The organism is Arthrobacter sp. YC-RL1 (assembly GCF_001454985.1).
In the GTDB taxonomy this organism is placed as follows: domain Bacteria; phylum Actinomycetota; class Actinomycetes; order Actinomycetales; family Micrococcaceae; genus Glutamicibacter; species Glutamicibacter soli.
Map to the genome: position 1 here is coordinate 1,224,759 of NZ_CP013297.1, position 14,158 is coordinate 1,238,916.

Sequence of the window (14,158 nt, forward strand, 5' to 3'; positions counted from 1 at the left end):
AAACCTTGGAACACACCCACACCGTCGAACGATCAATCATCGGAATGATCATCAACACCCGCGGCGGCATCATCTCCCAAATGACACTCGACCCCGCAGACTACGCCTCGAAACAATACGAGGTCATCCACCGGGCAGCATTGACGATGTACAACGAACGCAGAGGCATCAGCCAACTCACCCTCGAAAACGAACTACGAGGCAACGAGTTCCGTGTAGACCCGCTAACCATCCGCGAAGCCGCACAAGAACTACCCGACTACGACAACATCGAAGTCCTCGAAAACATTGTTTCCGAAGCAGCCACACGCCGCCGACTCCTAGCAGTGTTCCAAGGCGCACAACAAGCCATCGCATCCCCGGTAGACATCGGCGACACCGTCGAAGAAACCCGGCTCAGGATCACCGACGCGGTAGCAGGCTCCAAAGGCCCGAAAGTATCCTTCCTCGCCGATGACGTAGACGAGATCATTGCCAGCCTGGACGAAGTACACAACTACCCAGCAACACCATGGGCAGACCTCGACGACATCATCGGTGGCCTACGCCCCGGAAACGTGTACGTCGTCGGAGCACGACCCGGAGTCGGCAAATCAGTGCTCGGCATGCAATTCGCGCAAGCCATGGAGCGCAACGGGGCAGTACCATTCATCAGCCTCGAAATGGGCAAAACCGAAATCGGCAAACGCTTGATTGCTAACGAAACCGAAATCAGTCTCTCCCGCGTCGACTCAGGCAACCTCCACGACCGCGAACGCAACATCATCGCCGAATGGCGGGCACGACGACTCGAACAAGGACGCATCGCGATCCTCAACGAATCACTCACCATGTCGCAAATCAAAAAGTTCGTCCACAACGTCAACCGCAGGCAGAAGATCAGCGGCATCGTCATCGACTACCTGCAACTGATCAACTCACCATCCGGTGACCGCAGGCCACGGCACGAACTGATCGCTGAAGCATCACGCCAAGCGAAAATGCTCGCCGTCGACTACGGGGTACCACTCATCCTGCTATCGCAGGTGAACCGAAACAGCACCCAAAACGACGACCCACCAAAAATGTCAGACCTCCGCGAATCCGGTGCCATCGAACAAGACGCATCAGTAGTCATCCTCCTACACCGGGCAATCAACGGGCAGGACGAAGAAGCAAAAACGAAACTCATGGTCGGAGTCGCCAAGAACCGCCACGGACGCACAGGATCATTCGAACTCGAATTCAAAGGCCATTATCAGAAAGCGGTGTAAACCATGATCACCATCGAACAAGTGCAAGGCATGGGGCGCGAACAGTGCCGTGACCTCATCCCACGATTGCATGAGCAGCACGACTACATCGCATGGTCGGAACGAAAAGAGTTCTTCCAGCCGTTCGCGTACAGCCCCTCGAAACCCATTCCGCCGAAGTTCGGTTGGCCAGACCTACCAACCGACAAGCACCAGATCGACGTGATGCTGATCGTCTGCCTCGAAAAAGTCGGATCCGATGTAGTGCACATCAGTCAGGTCATGGACGAATACCTAGACCACCTAGAACACCAAGCCACTCTCAACGAGGGTGGCTTTTCTGATGCCAACGAACAGGAGCAAAAATGATCACGATTTCCGTCCCTGCACCGTATTTCCCGCCTGTACGTGATCGTAAGACCGGGAAGTTGAAGCCGGTGAATCCTTGGTTGAATGCGAACCATCGTGCCCATCGTATGGCTGAAGCGACGAAGATCGCGGCGTGGCGTGTAGCGACCACTAAAGCCGCTGAGGGTGTCGCAGAGATACAAACTCCGGTGCGCATCATCGCGCACATCTTCAAGCCGCGCCGAGGTATTTATGATCCGAACAATTTGAACGTGACCACGAAGGCTTGTGTTGACGCGCTGGTGGAGTGTGGCGTGCTGGCTGCGGACGATTATCATCACGTGATCGGCCCGGATCATCGTCACGGTGGAGTTGCGCCTGCATCAATCATGTTCACGTTCGAACCACTAACACCCCTCTGGTTAGCCTAAGGCGCCACCTAGGACGCACGAACAACCGATCAAGCTACCCGTGGACGTCCAAACACTTCCTAGCGCCTCTAAGGGCGCTTTTCTCATCTCAGGAACAAACCATGACCTTCACCAGCAGAACCTACAAAGCCGCAATCAGGCGATCCATCCGCAAAGAGGCAAAGCTACACGGCCAGCACGCCTCATGCTTCCGCGGACCCGAAGCGTGGCTCAAACAGTACGAACACACTCGCAAACTCCAAGCACGAAAGCGCAGGGAACGTAAATGCCCCGCAAGCCGCAAGGACACCCAGCACGCACCAACCGGGACGCGTTGCATGTGGAAGTCGAGAAGCTGGCAATGCGTTTGACGAAACTCGTCCCACAAGTAATCAGGGACGCTCGTTTCGATCCTGAAGACGTCATCGTCTCCAAAGCCGGAAGCGTCGCCATGCTCCACCTACTCGCAGTGCTGGCCGACCGTCCAACCCCCGCCGAAATCTACGGCCACGGCAAACACGGATACCACAAATCGAAGGACACGAAATGAAACCACTCACCGTCGCCAACATCGCACTCTGCTACGGCTCTCTACTCGCAACCATCGTCACATTCGACGCAACCCCATTCCGAATCGTCCTCATGGCACTACTCGTACTCCTGCTCGGCTACTGGCTCTGGATTGCAGTTGGAGAGAACCGGAAACGACGCAACATGCAAAACCTCATTGACATGATGGGGCAGCGAATCATCGAAGCCAGGAACAAGCCATGACCACCTACACGATCACGTCGCAGCACGGAACCCACTGCCTCATGCTCGGAACCATGCTCATCGCACAAGCCACCGACCGTGAAGACCTCGAACGCGTCAAAGCCGGCCTCGAACACCGACACCCAGACAGGAAACAACCATGAGCCGACCAAGCATCGGGATAATCATCGAACACCAACGCCACGCATACCGGGTCCTCGAAGTCCGCGAACCACTCGATAGCAACTACCTCTACGAAGTAATCGTCGAACGACTCACCGGACACGCGCCCGGAACACACCACGGGATGAGGATCAAAAACCAACACAAACACTGGCGCGAAATCGGTGAACATTACGCAGTCTGCAACTGCTGCAACGAACTACCACCATGCAGTGGCATCCGCGCTGAACGAGCCGTTCAGCAGTCTGTCGAAGCCATGAAAGTCCCAGACGGATACTGCCCAGCCTGCAAAGAGCCAATCACGCACCGGCAAAAGAAATACGTGTTCCCCGGCCCGAACCTACTGAACCCATTCGGAGCCGACGGAGTGCAGTTCCATCAGCGCAGCAAATGCCAGTCCAGCGCCGCGGCCTACGAAGAAAAGTGGGTGAAAGCAGATCCCACCCGGGCGCGCTCGCTACTAACTCTCACCTGCCCAGGCCACGTGATCGTGCATCACGACGGCACCGGCGAATGCCACCGCGCAGACGGCGAAAGTTGCCCGCACATTCATGCTCGGCATCAGAGTTATTCCGCCTGCTATACCCAATCCCACGGGTGTGGGAAAGAATGCCCACGCAACGGCCATCCAGGATGCCGACTGCACCCCGACCTCACACCCGCCGGAACCATGAAAGGAATGATCCCATGATCCCCGCAATCATCTGCTGCGTCGTAGCCACCGCCATCATCTTCACCGTGCTACTCGCATACGCCTGCGCCAAAGCCTCAACAAGGCCATACCCACGTAAACCCGAAAACAAGGACGCACCATGAGCGACACCATCAACATCTACGGCCACGAAATACAACTCGAAAAAGCCGACTCACACATCACCGACATCATCATCATCGCCCGAGAAATCCAATACGCGCCCGACGGCACCATGGAAGACGCAATCCTCATCAGTACCACCCCAAACAGCACATACATCATGCAACGCGGAATCATCGAAACCGCACGAGACGAACTGCGAGACACCGAATGAACATCACCGCCAAAGAACTCTCAGGACGGCACCTAGGGAAAACCGTGACGTTCGTAGTACCCGGCTATAACGGCGAACCAATCACAAAACGACTCCAACAAATCCGGCACTACGCCACATTCGTCAGCCTTCACTTCTCATCCACAAATTCAGCCTGCGTGGAACCGTGGACCCCAATCACCATCCAGGAGGGGCAGTGAAGTACTTCTACGACACCGAGTTCTACGACAACGGACACACCGTAGACCTAATCAGCATCGGCATCGTCGCCGAAGACGGCCGCATGCACTACAGCGTCAGCGAAGACGCACCATTCGACTGGATCAACGACACCCAACCATGGCTACGCGAAAACGTCGTCGCTCAGTTGCCAGATGAATACTTCTGGAAACCACGCGAACAGATCCGCGACGAGGTCTACGCGTTCCTCACCGCTGGAAACACCCCACCCGAACTATGGGCATGGTTCGCCGCATACGACCACCTCTGCCTATCCCAACTCTGGGGACGCATGATCGACGTACCAGCACCAATCCCACAATTCACCAACGACGTGCGATCGCTCGCCGGATGGACTGGAATCACCAAACTCCCAATGCAACCAGCAGGACTACACGACGCACTCCAAGACGCACGCCACGTCAAACGAATGCACGACCACATCACCAACCCACACGGACAGGAGGGGCAGTGAACACCTGCGGAACCATCGACTGCGAAGCTGAAGCGCAAGACAAATACTTGTGCGCAAACTGCATCCGAGACTTGCAAGCATGGATCAACAAATGCGCCGAAATCCTACCCGAACTCGACGACACAATCGCCCGAACCGACAACGTGCGACAACACAACAACGAAGGCAACAACGGAACCAAAAGCGCCGGCAGCTCAGCACCACTCAACCTCGACGCAATGCAGTTGAAAATCAACCTGCAAAGCATCACCCAAACCGCCGAACACTACGCCAAAGACCAACACGCAGCCGGCATCGCCTGGACAATCCAAAACTGGTACACCAAAGCCGAACTACTCATCAGCGGACCCGAAACCGAACACATCGACCACCAAGCCAACCGCGAAAAGATCGAACAGATCGCGCCACCAATGCCCACGCGTCAACTCGTGCCCTGGCTACGCGCAAACGCTAAACTAACAATCAAAGCAAAAGACATCCGCAACTGGGCATCACGAGGCAAACTGCACCCAGTCACCCGCACACCACAGCCCACGTACTGGCCGCACGAAGTCCTCGCAGTGCACCGTGAAACCAAGGGGGACTGAGCTTTTAATTTCGACCAGAACCGTGTAAAGTGACTCAAAGAGGGCGGGAAACTGTACCCTCACCAAGGATTCTCAGATTCGAGAGTCCTTATTTTTATGCCCAAAGCGACCCGAAGGCCCCCAAGCTCGGGTCGCTTTTCGCATTTAAGAAACGTCTGAGCCGCCCGGAGAACAGACGATAAACCCACCGGGCCACCGAGACCACAGACTCCCCAAGCTGTGCGTCGGTGACAACTGAATAGCCCTACGGCACACGAGGCCGAAGGGAGCGCTGACCGGTGTGACCCATCGCGGTTACCGGGGTTCGAGTCCCCGGCAGCGCACGCCAGGTATGCGGAGCCAAATGAGTGAGACTGGCTCACTACGGGACGACCGCCGCAAAGCCTAATCCCATAGCCGACGGGGAGATAGTCGGCCACTCTACTTCCATAGAATCCTCGGGTAGCTCCCGAGGCCAGAAAGCCCCTGACGTTCTCCTACGTCGGGGGCTTTCGCATACCTAGGAGATCTAATGAGCTGGGCAACGAGAGAAGGCCGCGCACCGTACAGGGCTAGGCGATACCGGAGCCGCATGAAAGCAATGAAGCGCATACTCGGCGGCCATTGCGTCGTGTGTGGAACCGACGAGAACTTGCAGTTCGACCACATAGACCAGAGCACTAAGCTGTTCACGATTGCCGAGCGCTGGGATGCCCGGCACGAAACGCTTATGCCGGAACTTGCCAAATGCCAGCTCCTTTGCGAACGCTGCCACACTGCCAAGTCCGCTGCCGAGAAATCTGTAGAGCACGGCGGTGGCACATCAGGAAAGCGCAACTGTAAATGTGATCCATGCAGGGCTCGCAAGAATGAATACATGCGCCGCTGGAAAGCCGAGCGACGGTTGAAGTTGCGATCGGTATAAAGATTTGGCCTGGGTACGCTCAACTGCCCATCCGCCCTTGTAGCTCAACCGGCAGAGCAACCGCCTCGTAAGCGGTAGGTTCCGTGTTCGAATCACGGCATCGGCACCAACACACAACCCAACCAAGGGGCCCGGCGCTGCGACCGGGATACGATCCAGCAACGCCGCCCGCGTCAGAACCATGGACAACTGACGCGGGTAGCAACAACAAAGGCGGTGACAACGATGGCAACCGAACGCAACGGACGAGGACACCGAGCCTACCGACGCAAAGCCCAACACCTCCGCAACAAACAACTCCCATGCGCATGGTGCGGACACCCCATCGACTACACACTCCCACCAAACAACCCCCTCGCATTCACCGCCGACCACACACAACCACTCGCAACCGGCGGACACCTCTACAACCAAGAACTCCAACCCATGCACCGAAAATGCAACGCAACCAAAGGCGCAACCACACCACCCACACTCCGCCCAGCCGGATAAAGAGAGCGGTAATCATGAATCTAGTAACCCAAGTTCTTGACCACGAAGCAAGAAAGTGCGAACGCAATATCGCAGATCTCGAAGAAACAATCAACGATAATCGCATTCGACTAGCTGCCGACATTGAATCGCTTGAGGCCATGAAACTATTACTTGCCGAACTTAAGCAAGCGAAAAAAGAAATCAACAAATAAAAACGACCCCGCAACGACTGGAATCGTTCGGGGTCACGGCCGAGTTGAATGGAACAACCCGACATGCCAAGAATACCCGATCTTCCCTGCGCAGTCTGCGGAAAAATGATGTGGCGAGGAACAACATCACTTCCCGAAGGGGAAGCTAAATGCCGTCCCTGCCGTCGAGCCAACCAAACACAGGAAAGCAAGGCGGAACCAGTGAAACGTCACTGCGGGCACTGCGGGAAAATATTCGCAGCCAGAACCAAGGCACACAAATTCTGCGCCAAGACATGCAGCAGAGAAGCCGCACGCAAGACCGCACCACAACAGAAGTGCATAGGGTGCGGCAAAAATCTGGGAGACTACCGCTCCGAACATTGCACATCCTGCGCCCAACGCATTCGCCACGGATGGAGCGGAAGCAAAGAGCTAACCCTCCGCACAAAGCCTAAACAAAAACCAATACAACCTATTCGCAACACAGCGCCCCGCACATTCAAAGCGGGGCGCTGTGTTGTATGTGCTGGACATTTCTTGAGCCTCAACATGGACGTGACTTGCAGTAGCGGATGCCAAGTTGCTCACTACCGAGCGCAAAAACAAGAAGCTAAGCATCGACGCAGGGCGCGACAGCGTGCCTCGTATGTCGCGCCCGTCCACCGCTACAGGATATTCGAGCGCGACAACTGGATCTGTCAACTATGTGGTGAGCCAATTAGCAAGGCAGAGAATTACCCGTCGCTCTGGTCAGCATCTATCGATCACATCGTGCCTATCGCCAAAGGTGGTGCGCATGAACCGAGCAACTGTCAAGCAGCTCACTTCATCTGCAACTCCTTCAAGTCAGATCGGCTCGAAGGGGTGGGGGTATGCCTAAAAATATCCTGAAATTGCCTTGTCCCGGGCCGATCGAGGCGCTTCTCTCTCCGCAGTTTCTGGGGTTGTACCTGATTAGTACCGGATTGGTGGTGCTTGATGCCTAAACCCCCTGCTCCTTGTGGCACGAAAGCTGCTTATGAGCGTCATTTGCGTAAGAAAGAGCCGGTTGATGATGCTTGTCGGCGGGCTAATACGGTGTCGAAGCGTCGGCAGCGTGATGAGTCTCGACGTCCGTCTGCTGATAGTGCGCCTGGGGGTGTTGTTGTGCCTGAAGCGCCGTCACGAGAGAACGATTTAGAGCGTGCGCGTGAGGTTTTGTGGGCTTCGATTCAGTATGCGGTTGCAGAGGACCCGACTCGTGTTTCTGGGCTCACTAAGGAGCTTCGCGAGGTGTGGAAAGAGTTAGAAGCCATTCGTGGTGAGGAAAAGCAGGAGGCTGATAGTTTTGACAGCTTCCTTGACGGCGGCAACGTTGTTGGGTTCCCAAACGCCGCGAATTCTTAAGTCTCCTGAGCGTGTTGGTACGCATGGTCCACGGGTGTGCCAGTTTCTCGATATGTGCGGTGTGAACCTTTTGCAGTGGCAGCGCGGCGTGATGGATGAACTGTTCGCTTATGACGCTTCGGGTGCTTGGGCGGCGACTGAATTTGGTGCGCTTGTTGCCCGTCAGAACGGCAAGGGCGAGATCCTGCTCGGTTACGACCTAGCTCATTTGTTCATGTTTCCACGGGCTAATGGTGCGCATAAGACGATTCTGCATACTTCGCATGAGACAAAGACGAACGATGAGGCTTTCCAGAAGTTGGAGGCTGTGATTCGTTCTGTGCCTCAGTTGGAAGCTCGTGTTGCACACATTTACACGGCGAACGGGCAGGAGGGTGTGACGCTGAAGCCTCGAAAGGGGCAGAAGCGTGGCGATCGGATCCGGTTCGTTGCTCGTTCCAAGAATTCTGGGCGTGGTTTTACTGCTTCGAACGTGATTTATGACGAGGCTCAGGAATTCAGCCGGCAGGCCTATAAGGCGATCTCTTACACGCAGACAACGATCAAGAATCGTCAGGAGTTGTTTGCTGGCACTGTCCCTGAGGACGGTGTGAATGATTCTGAGGTGTTCGAGGGGCTTCGAGACCGTGGGCGAGACACTGAGGCGTTCCCTCGTACTGGGTGGGCGGAATGGTCGCCTACCGGGGCTGAAGATCCCGACTTGGCCGAGAGTATCGATAAGTCGGATGAGTCGGTGTGGCTTGAATCTAACCCGTCTGCCGGCTATCTGATCGAGCTGGAAACGATAGCTCAGCAGTTGGAACGTGATAAGTCGCCCAACGCTGAAGATTTTGGCATGGAGCGCCTGTCTATTTGGCCGGCCCGTCGCCCTGAAGCTGAAGTTGTTCTTCACGACATGGACATGAGCCGCTGGGGCGATTTCGTTGTGTCCAAGGACGCTGAGGTGTTGCCGGCTGGTGGCGCTTTGACGGTTTATCTGGGGCGTGGCGGTGGTTTCGCTACCGTTTCGTATGCCGCCCGTATTTCTGATGGTCGCATCGGTGTGAAGACGCTGTATACGGCTCCGCAGACGTTGTGGGTGCCGTCGAAGCTTCAGGAGATGGCTGATGAGCTTCGTCCGTCGATTGTGGTGCTTGATGCGAAGAATTGCGCCCCGGTTTTGACGGATATTGACGCGATCAACCTCCCGTACATGTCATTGAACGCTTCTGAGATCGCTGGTGCCTTCGGTCTGTTCGTTGAGTCGTGGAATTCAGGGCTTGTTGCGCACTTTGACCAGGAAGATTTGCGCGAATCGTTCAAGAATGCCGGCACTCGACCTTTGGTTGGGGGAACAACTTGGGACCAGGTTGACCCTTTGGAGCCAATTACCCAGGCGCAGTCGGTGACTTTTGCGTTTTGGGCTGTCAAAAAGTTTGAATCTGCGCCGCCTAAGACTCAGGCGGTCGTAACAGGGATTAGGTGAGACTGTGGCTAAAACTGCCGAGGAACTGACTGGCCTAATTGGCGGCGATTTCATGCGTGATGCACGCAAGGAGTGGGCTCGTCTGCGGTGGTTGCAGAAGAACATTGACGGTGGTCTGAATAAGACGTGGATGCCTGAGCATGCTGATCTTGAATACAGGGATTTGTTTCGCAAGGCGCGTTCCCCGTGGCTTCGTTTCGTTCGTGATTGCATCGCTCAGGGGCTCATCGTTGATGGGTACACGCATAACAGTGTGTGGCTGGATGCGTGGCAGGCGAACGGTATGGATGGCCGGCAGGGTCAGACGACGCGTGAGGCGATCGGCCTTGGGTATTCGTTCATCCTGTCGTTGCCGTCGTCTGATGGTGGTGTGGTGATGCGCCCGTTGTCTGCGGCGCGCACGTTCATGCTGAAAGAAGATCCTTGGGCTGAGTTCCCTGATTTTGTGCTTCATCGGCTGTCTGACACGAAGTGGTTGGCGGTTGATGATGAGGCTTCGTACCGTTTCGAGGGTAGTCCTGAGCGTATTGGTGAAGTTGAGGTTACGCCTCATGGTCTTGGGTTTACTCCGGTGGCGCTCATCCCGAATAGCTACTCGAACGATGGGCTTCCAGAGTCGGAGATTGAGCCGGCGATCCCGGTATACAAGCGGATTGTTGATGCCACGTTCACTTTGCAGATGACTCAGCGTTATGGTGCGTTCCCGCAGAAGAACATGGCCGGCGGAACTATTGCTACGGACGAGAACGGGAACGCGCTCATGCGCCCGTCTGTTGACTCGCTGTTGCATTCGACGGACCCGGATACCAAGTTTGGTTCTTTCCCTGCCGTTGATTTGGACAAGGTTTCCAATTCGGTGGACACCCATATCAAGCATCTTTCGGCTGTATGCCAGGTTCCTCCGCATTATCTGTTGGGAACTGTGGTGAATATGTCTGCTGAGGGTATCGCGGCCGCTGAATCCGGGTATTTCCGCAACATTGATGATCACAAGGTGGTCATGGGTGAAGGGTACGAGCTGGCGCTACGATCTGCCGCTGCCATTCTGGATGACGATGCTGCTGGCGATACGGCAGCTGAGATCCATTGGCGTGACACTTCCACGCGTTCCTTGGCGCAGACCAGTGACGCTGTGGTGAAGCTGGCTACTGTTGGCGCTCCGTTGGAAATGTTGTTTGCCATGATTCCTGGCTGGTCTAAGAGTGATGCTCTTGAAGCGGCCGAACATGTCCGCTCGAATGGTTCGCAGGCGCTTCCGGAAGCTATTCAGGCTAACGCACAGAAGGCCGTGAACGGTTTCGGCAAATTAGAACTCCCCGTTGAGGGTGATCAGTGACAGCGACTGTTTTCGCTGGAATATCGACGGATTTACGGATGAATCGAGGAATCACTCATGTCTAACGAACCAGCCCCAACTGCCCCCGCTGGTGATCCTGCATCGTCTTCCGAACCTGCTGTTTCGGCGTTCACGCCCCCAGCATCTCAGGAGGAACTGGACAAGATCATCAATACTGCGGTGGCTCGAACTCATCGAAAGTACGCAGATTACGACGAACTGAAGTCCAAGGTCAGCGGTTTTGATGAGAGCTTGTCAAAGGCTAGGGGCGAAGGTCGAGCAGAGGCCGAATCTGAGCTGGCGTCGAAGCTATTCAACGCTGAGGTTCGTGCAGCTGCACAGTTAGCGGGCTTCCATGATCCTGCTGATGCTGTAGCTCAGTTCGGCGATCATTCCGGCGTTGTTTCTGGTCTGGACGTAGACAAGGACAAATTGTCGGCGCGCCTGACTGAAATTGCGACGGAAAAGCCGTATTTGGTGAAGGCTGACCAGTCGAAGCCGAAGATCAAGCTGAAGCCGTCGCTTGGCGAATCTCCGAAGGCCCAGGATTCTCCTTCGGCTAAGGGCGCTCGTGCTGCTGCTGCACTTCGTGAGTTTTCCTCAAAACGCTAACCATTCCTATTTTGGAGGTATTGCCAAATGGCAACTGTAACTCGCGCCGATATTGAGGCGCTGATCGAGGAAGAGTACAACCATACTCTCCTGAACCGTGCTGCTGAGACTTCCACTGTTCTCCGCGCATTCCGCACCGTGCCGATGGGCGCTAAGGTGCAGAACCTGCCCGCTCTGGCAACCCTGCCTGAGGCCAAGTGGGTTGGCGAGACCGCGGAAACCCGCACCAAGCCGACCACCAAGTTCTCTTTCGAGAACAAGGTGCTCACCGCCGCTGAGGTCGCCGCGATCATCGTGATCAACGAGGAAGACATCGAGGACGCGACCGAAGACCTGCTGTCGGATGCTGCGGAGCTCGGCGGTCAGGCCATCGGCAAGGCGCTGGATGCTGCTGTTCTGTTCGGCACCAACAAGCCAGCTGCGTGGACTTCTGCAGATCTGTTCGCCGCTGCGACTGCTGCCGGCAATGTCTTCCAGGTTGGCACTGGTGGAGACGACCTGGTTGGATCCATCTTCCAGGCTGCTGAAGCTGTGGACGATTCGGGTGCGAACCCGGACGCGTTCCTCGCTCGTGGTGGCCTGAAGTATAAGCTGGCGAACCTGCGTGACGCCCAGAACGCCCCGATCTACCTGCCGTCCCTGTCTCAGGCTCCGGGTTCTGTGGACAACGTTGCCGGCCTCGACGCGTACTGGAACAAGAACGGCGCATGGGACAAGACCAAGGCGCTGGCGATGGTCGCTGACCCGTCGCTCGCCCTGGTTGGTATCCGGTCGGACATCTCGGTGAAGTTCCTCGATCAGGCCACCATCGATGGTGTGAACCTGGCAGAGAACGATCAGGTTGCCCTGCGCTTCCGTGCCCGTTACGCGTACGTCCTCGCTGATGTTGTCGGTAGCGAGGGTACCCGCATGTCTCCGGTGGCTGCGGTCACTCCTGCCGCTGTTGGTGGCTAGTCATGGCGGTTCTCGTTCATGAAGGTACGGGGCGGAAGGTTTCTGTAACCGGCGCGGTTGCAGATTACTTCCGCTCCAATGGTTGGAAGGAGGTCGAGGGTGGCAAGTCTGCTGACGCTGGTGAAGGTCGAACCGCTGCTCGCACGGCCCCTAAACGACGCGGAAAAGCCTCGGATTGATGGTTGGCTGAACGCTATCGAGGCGTTCTTGTTCAACCGCTACGGTGAGCAGAAGGTTTTGGGCCTGTTCGATTATTTCCTTGTGATGGTTGCTGATGCTGTTCAGCGCCGGCTCACTAAGGGTAATCAGATGGCCGAGCAGGAAGGTGCCGGCCCGTTTCAGGTTCGTTGGTCATCGGAAAGTTCTAAGGGTGGCTGGTTTCTGCCTCGTGAGCTGTCTGAGATGGACGATACGGCGGGTTTGGGTAGTGTTCGAACGTATCGGACTCCTGCTCCGTCAGCGGTGATTGCTGGCAATTTGATTGATCGGTTTGCGTTGCCTTCTGCTTATGACCCGTACGAGCGTACCGATGGGTATTTCTGATGTTTGGCCATGGTGAGTCTGTGGTGTTGCATCGTTATCTAGGTCAGATTCGTAATGCGTCTGGGCAGACGGTGAAGCAGTTTGCTGATGATATGTCGGTGCATGGTGTTGCGGTGGCCCCTGGTGGCGGTTCTGAGCCGTCTCAGGGGCTTTCGTATCGGGTCGTATCCAAGATGACGATTTACGTGCCGTCGTCGGTGTCGATTTCGCCTCAGGACGAGGTTACGGTGCGGGGGAAGCGTTACGGAGTTGATGGTGATGCTTCCGGCGGTTGGGTGAGTCCTTTTACTGGTTGGTCGCCGGGTTCGGCGGTGACGTTGAAGCGGGTGACGGGGTAAATGGCCAAGCGCAAGGTGAAGTTCAACATGAAGGCTTTCGAGGAGTTGCGTAAGTCGCCGGGTGTTGTTGCTGATTTGGAGCGTCGTGCACAGAATGTTGCGGCTGCTGCGGGCGGTGAGGACATGGGTTATAAGGTGACTAAGCTGGTGTTGGAGGGTCCGCGTGGTGCTGTGTCGGTGATGGCTACGGGGCACGCGCACTTCCATAACCGCCGTCATCATGCGTTGCTTCGGGCTCTTGATGCTGGGCGGGACTGATGGCTGAAATCATCTTGTTTCAGGATCCGACTCAGCGTGCCATGGCTTACCTCGGCAACTGGGTTCCGTTCTATGCTGGCCCGTTCTTGGATGTGCCGGCCGATTGGGCGTGGGATCAGCTGTTGGTGACGGTTGTGGACACTGGCGGGCGTGGTGAACGTGACGTGGTGTTGGATGATGTCCGGCTCACCGTCGAAGTGTCTCACCCTAATGCTCCGCGTGCGTCGGAAGTTGCACGACGTTTGCATGGGCTGGTCAGAGCATGGCCTGAACATGAGAGCGGCGTGATCTTCCTGCGCACGCTCCAACGGCCAACATTCACCCCGGATGATGCGACCCGCACGCCGGCGTATACGTTCACCGTGGAACTGAGTTTCAGGGCGACCGCAGCCGAAATAACCGCTATCTAACCAAATCATTTTCAAGAGCCTAACCACGCGTGTGGTTGGGCTTCTTTTG

At 56.1% G+C, this 14,158-nt stretch carries 23 protein-coding genes and 1 tRNA gene; all 24 read left to right on the forward strand.

Annotated elements, in window-relative coordinates:
• Positions 1-5 precede the first annotated feature (5 nt).
• The 24 genes from ATC04_RS05710 to ATC04_RS05795 all read left to right on the forward strand — a co-directional run bounded on the left by ATC04_RS05710 (position 6) and on the right by ATC04_RS05795 (position 14,109).
• On the forward strand, positions 6-1,253 hold the full coding sequence (locus ATC04_RS05710; protein WP_052772444.1) for a DnaB-like helicase C-terminal domain-containing protein: 1,248 nt from the start codon (positions 6-8) through the stop codon (positions 1,251-1,253).
• 3 nt (positions 1,254-1,256) lie between these two features.
• On the forward strand, positions 1,257-1,601 hold the full coding sequence (locus ATC04_RS05715; protein ID WP_047119749.1) for a hypothetical protein: 345 nt from the start codon (positions 1,257-1,259) through the stop codon (positions 1,599-1,601).
• Entirely contained in the window at positions 1,598-2,011 is a 414-nt protein-coding gene (locus ATC04_RS05720; RefSeq protein ID WP_152666878.1) for a hypothetical protein, read from the forward strand. Before ATC04_RS05715 ends, ATC04_RS05720 begins: the two co-directional genes overlap by 4 nt.
• A 265-nt stretch (positions 2,012-2,276) precedes the next feature.
• Positions 2,277-2,540, forward strand: coding sequence for a hypothetical protein (locus tag ATC04_RS05725; RefSeq protein ID WP_047119747.1), 264 nt, complete (start codon positions 2,277-2,279; stop codon positions 2,538-2,540).
• On the forward strand, positions 2,537-2,764 hold the full coding sequence (locus ATC04_RS05730) for a hypothetical protein (protein ID WP_047119746.1): 228 nt from the start codon (positions 2,537-2,539) through the stop codon (positions 2,762-2,764). The genes ATC04_RS05725 and ATC04_RS05730 overlap by 4 nt, the downstream gene beginning before the upstream one ends.
• Positions 2,761-2,907, forward strand: a complete 147-nt coding sequence (locus ATC04_RS19235; protein WP_157359278.1) for a hypothetical protein — start codon at positions 2,761-2,763, stop codon at positions 2,905-2,907. The genes ATC04_RS05730 and ATC04_RS19235 overlap by 4 nt, the downstream gene beginning before the upstream one ends.
• Complete coding sequence (locus ATC04_RS19240) at positions 2,904-3,617, forward strand: hypothetical protein (RefSeq protein WP_152666877.1); 714 nt, start codon at positions 2,904-2,906, stop codon at positions 3,615-3,617. Before ATC04_RS19235 ends, ATC04_RS19240 begins: the two co-directional genes overlap by 4 nt.
• Positions 3,618-3,738: 121 nt before the next feature.
• The gene (locus ATC04_RS05735; protein ID WP_047119745.1) at positions 3,739-3,954 is read left to right on the forward strand and encodes a hypothetical protein; all 216 of its coding nucleotides are present in this window, start codon (positions 3,739-3,741) and stop codon (positions 3,952-3,954) included.
• Positions 3,955-4,150: 196 nt separating this feature from the next.
• On the forward strand, positions 4,151-4,648 hold the full coding sequence (locus tag ATC04_RS05740) for a 3'-5' exoribonuclease (protein ID WP_047119744.1): 498 nt from the start codon (positions 4,151-4,153) through the stop codon (positions 4,646-4,648).
• A complete protein-coding gene (locus tag ATC04_RS05745; RefSeq protein WP_052772443.1) occupies positions 4,645-5,235 on the forward strand; it encodes a hypothetical protein in 591 nt (196 codons plus the stop codon). Before ATC04_RS05740 ends, ATC04_RS05745 begins: the two co-directional genes overlap by 4 nt.
• Before the next feature lie 571 nt (positions 5,236-5,806).
• Positions 5,807-6,139 (forward strand): hypothetical protein, encoded by a 333-nt coding sequence (locus ATC04_RS05750; protein WP_047119742.1) that lies wholly within the window; start codon positions 5,807-5,809, stop codon positions 6,137-6,139.
• Positions 6,140-6,172: 33 nt separating this feature from the next.
• A tRNA-Thr gene (locus tag ATC04_RS05755) sits at positions 6,173-6,248 on the forward strand.
• Between the two features lie 116 nt (positions 6,249-6,364).
• On the forward strand, positions 6,365-6,631 hold the full coding sequence (locus ATC04_RS20090) for an HNH endonuclease (RefSeq protein WP_082123948.1): 267 nt from the start codon (positions 6,365-6,367) through the stop codon (positions 6,629-6,631).
• A gap of 14 nt (positions 6,632-6,645) precedes the next feature.
• Positions 6,646-6,825 (forward strand): hypothetical protein, encoded by a 180-nt coding sequence (locus ATC04_RS19245; protein WP_152666876.1) that lies wholly within the window; start codon positions 6,646-6,648, stop codon positions 6,823-6,825.
• A gap of 531 nt (positions 6,826-7,356) precedes the next feature.
• Complete coding sequence (locus tag ATC04_RS20095; RefSeq protein ID WP_353611646.1) at positions 7,357-7,698, forward strand: HNH endonuclease; 342 nt, start codon at positions 7,357-7,359, stop codon at positions 7,696-7,698.
• Between the two features lie 87 nt (positions 7,699-7,785).
• A complete protein-coding gene (locus ATC04_RS19250) occupies positions 7,786-8,193 on the forward strand; it encodes a hypothetical protein (RefSeq protein WP_152666875.1) in 408 nt (135 codons plus the stop codon).
• Between the two features lie 61 nt (positions 8,194-8,254).
• The gene (locus ATC04_RS05765; RefSeq protein WP_160309092.1) at positions 8,255-9,658 is read left to right on the forward strand and encodes a hypothetical protein; all 1,404 of its coding nucleotides are present in this window, start codon (positions 8,255-8,257) and stop codon (positions 9,656-9,658) included.
• Positions 9,659-9,662: 4 nt separating this feature from the next.
• Complete coding sequence (locus tag ATC04_RS05770) at positions 9,663-10,994, forward strand: phage portal protein (RefSeq protein WP_052772441.1); 1,332 nt, start codon at positions 9,663-9,665, stop codon at positions 10,992-10,994.
• 57 nt (positions 10,995-11,051) lie between these two features.
• A complete protein-coding gene (locus tag ATC04_RS05775; RefSeq protein ID WP_047119737.1) occupies positions 11,052-11,606 on the forward strand; it encodes a hypothetical protein in 555 nt (184 codons plus the stop codon).
• Between the two features lie 27 nt (positions 11,607-11,633).
• The gene (locus ATC04_RS05780) at positions 11,634-12,560 is read left to right on the forward strand and encodes a phage major capsid protein (RefSeq protein ID WP_047119736.1); all 927 of its coding nucleotides are present in this window, start codon (positions 11,634-11,636) and stop codon (positions 12,558-12,560) included.
• A gap of 99 nt (positions 12,561-12,659) precedes the next feature.
• Positions 12,660-13,103, forward strand: a complete 444-nt coding sequence (locus tag ATC04_RS05785; RefSeq protein ID WP_047119735.1) for a hypothetical protein — start codon at positions 12,660-12,662, stop codon at positions 13,101-13,103.
• Positions 13,104-13,123: 20 nt separating this feature from the next.
• A complete protein-coding gene (locus ATC04_RS19255) occupies positions 13,124-13,441 on the forward strand; it encodes a hypothetical protein (protein WP_152666873.1) in 318 nt (105 codons plus the stop codon).
• The gene (locus tag ATC04_RS05790) at positions 13,442-13,699 is read left to right on the forward strand and encodes a hypothetical protein (protein ID WP_047119734.1); all 258 of its coding nucleotides are present in this window, start codon (positions 13,442-13,444) and stop codon (positions 13,697-13,699) included. It begins immediately after the preceding gene.
• Complete coding sequence (locus ATC04_RS05795) at positions 13,699-14,109, forward strand: hypothetical protein (protein WP_047119733.1); 411 nt, start codon at positions 13,699-13,701, stop codon at positions 14,107-14,109. Before ATC04_RS05790 ends, ATC04_RS05795 begins: the two co-directional genes overlap by 1 nt.
• The last annotated feature ends 49 nt before the right edge of the window (positions 14,110-14,158 follow it).

What these genes read in the sequence shown, in the direction of transcription:
- ATC04_RS05715 (WP_047119749.1), top strand. Translation starts at nt 1,257, where the DNA reads ATGATCACCATCGAACAAGTGCAAGGCATGGGGCGCGAACAGTGCCGT.
- ATC04_RS05720 (WP_152666878.1), top strand. Translation starts at nt 1,598, where the DNA reads ATGATCACGATTTCCGTCCCTGCACCGTATTTCCCGCCTGTACGTGAT.
- ATC04_RS05725 (WP_047119747.1), top strand. Translation starts at nt 2,277, where the DNA reads ATGCCCCGCAAGCCGCAAGGACACCCAGCACGCACCAACCGGGACGCG.
- ATC04_RS05730 (WP_047119746.1), top strand. Translation starts at nt 2,537, where the DNA reads ATGAAACCACTCACCGTCGCCAACATCGCACTCTGCTACGGCTCTCTA.
- ATC04_RS19235 (WP_157359278.1), top strand. Translation starts at nt 2,761, where the DNA reads ATGACCACCTACACGATCACGTCGCAGCACGGAACCCACTGCCTCATG.
- ATC04_RS19240 (WP_152666877.1), top strand. Translation starts at nt 2,904, where the DNA reads ATGAGCCGACCAAGCATCGGGATAATCATCGAACACCAACGCCACGCA.
- ATC04_RS05735 (WP_047119745.1), top strand. Translation starts at nt 3,739, where the DNA reads ATGAGCGACACCATCAACATCTACGGCCACGAAATACAACTCGAAAAA.
- ATC04_RS05750 (WP_047119742.1), top strand. Translation starts at nt 5,807, where the DNA reads ATGAAAGCAATGAAGCGCATACTCGGCGGCCATTGCGTCGTGTGTGGA.
- ATC04_RS20090 (WP_082123948.1), top strand. Translation starts at nt 6,365, where the DNA reads ATGGCAACCGAACGCAACGGACGAGGACACCGAGCCTACCGACGCAAA.
- ATC04_RS19245 (WP_152666876.1), top strand. Translation starts at nt 6,646, where the DNA reads ATGAATCTAGTAACCCAAGTTCTTGACCACGAAGCAAGAAAGTGCGAA.
- ATC04_RS20095 (WP_353611646.1), top strand. Translation starts at nt 7,357, where the DNA reads ATGGACGTGACTTGCAGTAGCGGATGCCAAGTTGCTCACTACCGAGCG.
- ATC04_RS19250 (WP_152666875.1), top strand. Translation starts at nt 7,786, where the DNA reads ATGCCTAAACCCCCTGCTCCTTGTGGCACGAAAGCTGCTTATGAGCGT.
- ATC04_RS05775 (WP_047119737.1), top strand. Translation starts at nt 11,052, where the DNA reads ATGTCTAACGAACCAGCCCCAACTGCCCCCGCTGGTGATCCTGCATCG.
- ATC04_RS05780 (WP_047119736.1), top strand. Translation starts at nt 11,634, where the DNA reads ATGGCAACTGTAACTCGCGCCGATATTGAGGCGCTGATCGAGGAAGAG.
- ATC04_RS05790 (WP_047119734.1), top strand. Translation starts at nt 13,442, where the DNA reads ATGGCCAAGCGCAAGGTGAAGTTCAACATGAAGGCTTTCGAGGAGTTG.
- ATC04_RS05795 (WP_047119733.1), top strand. Translation starts at nt 13,699, where the DNA reads ATGGCTGAAATCATCTTGTTTCAGGATCCGACTCAGCGTGCCATGGCT.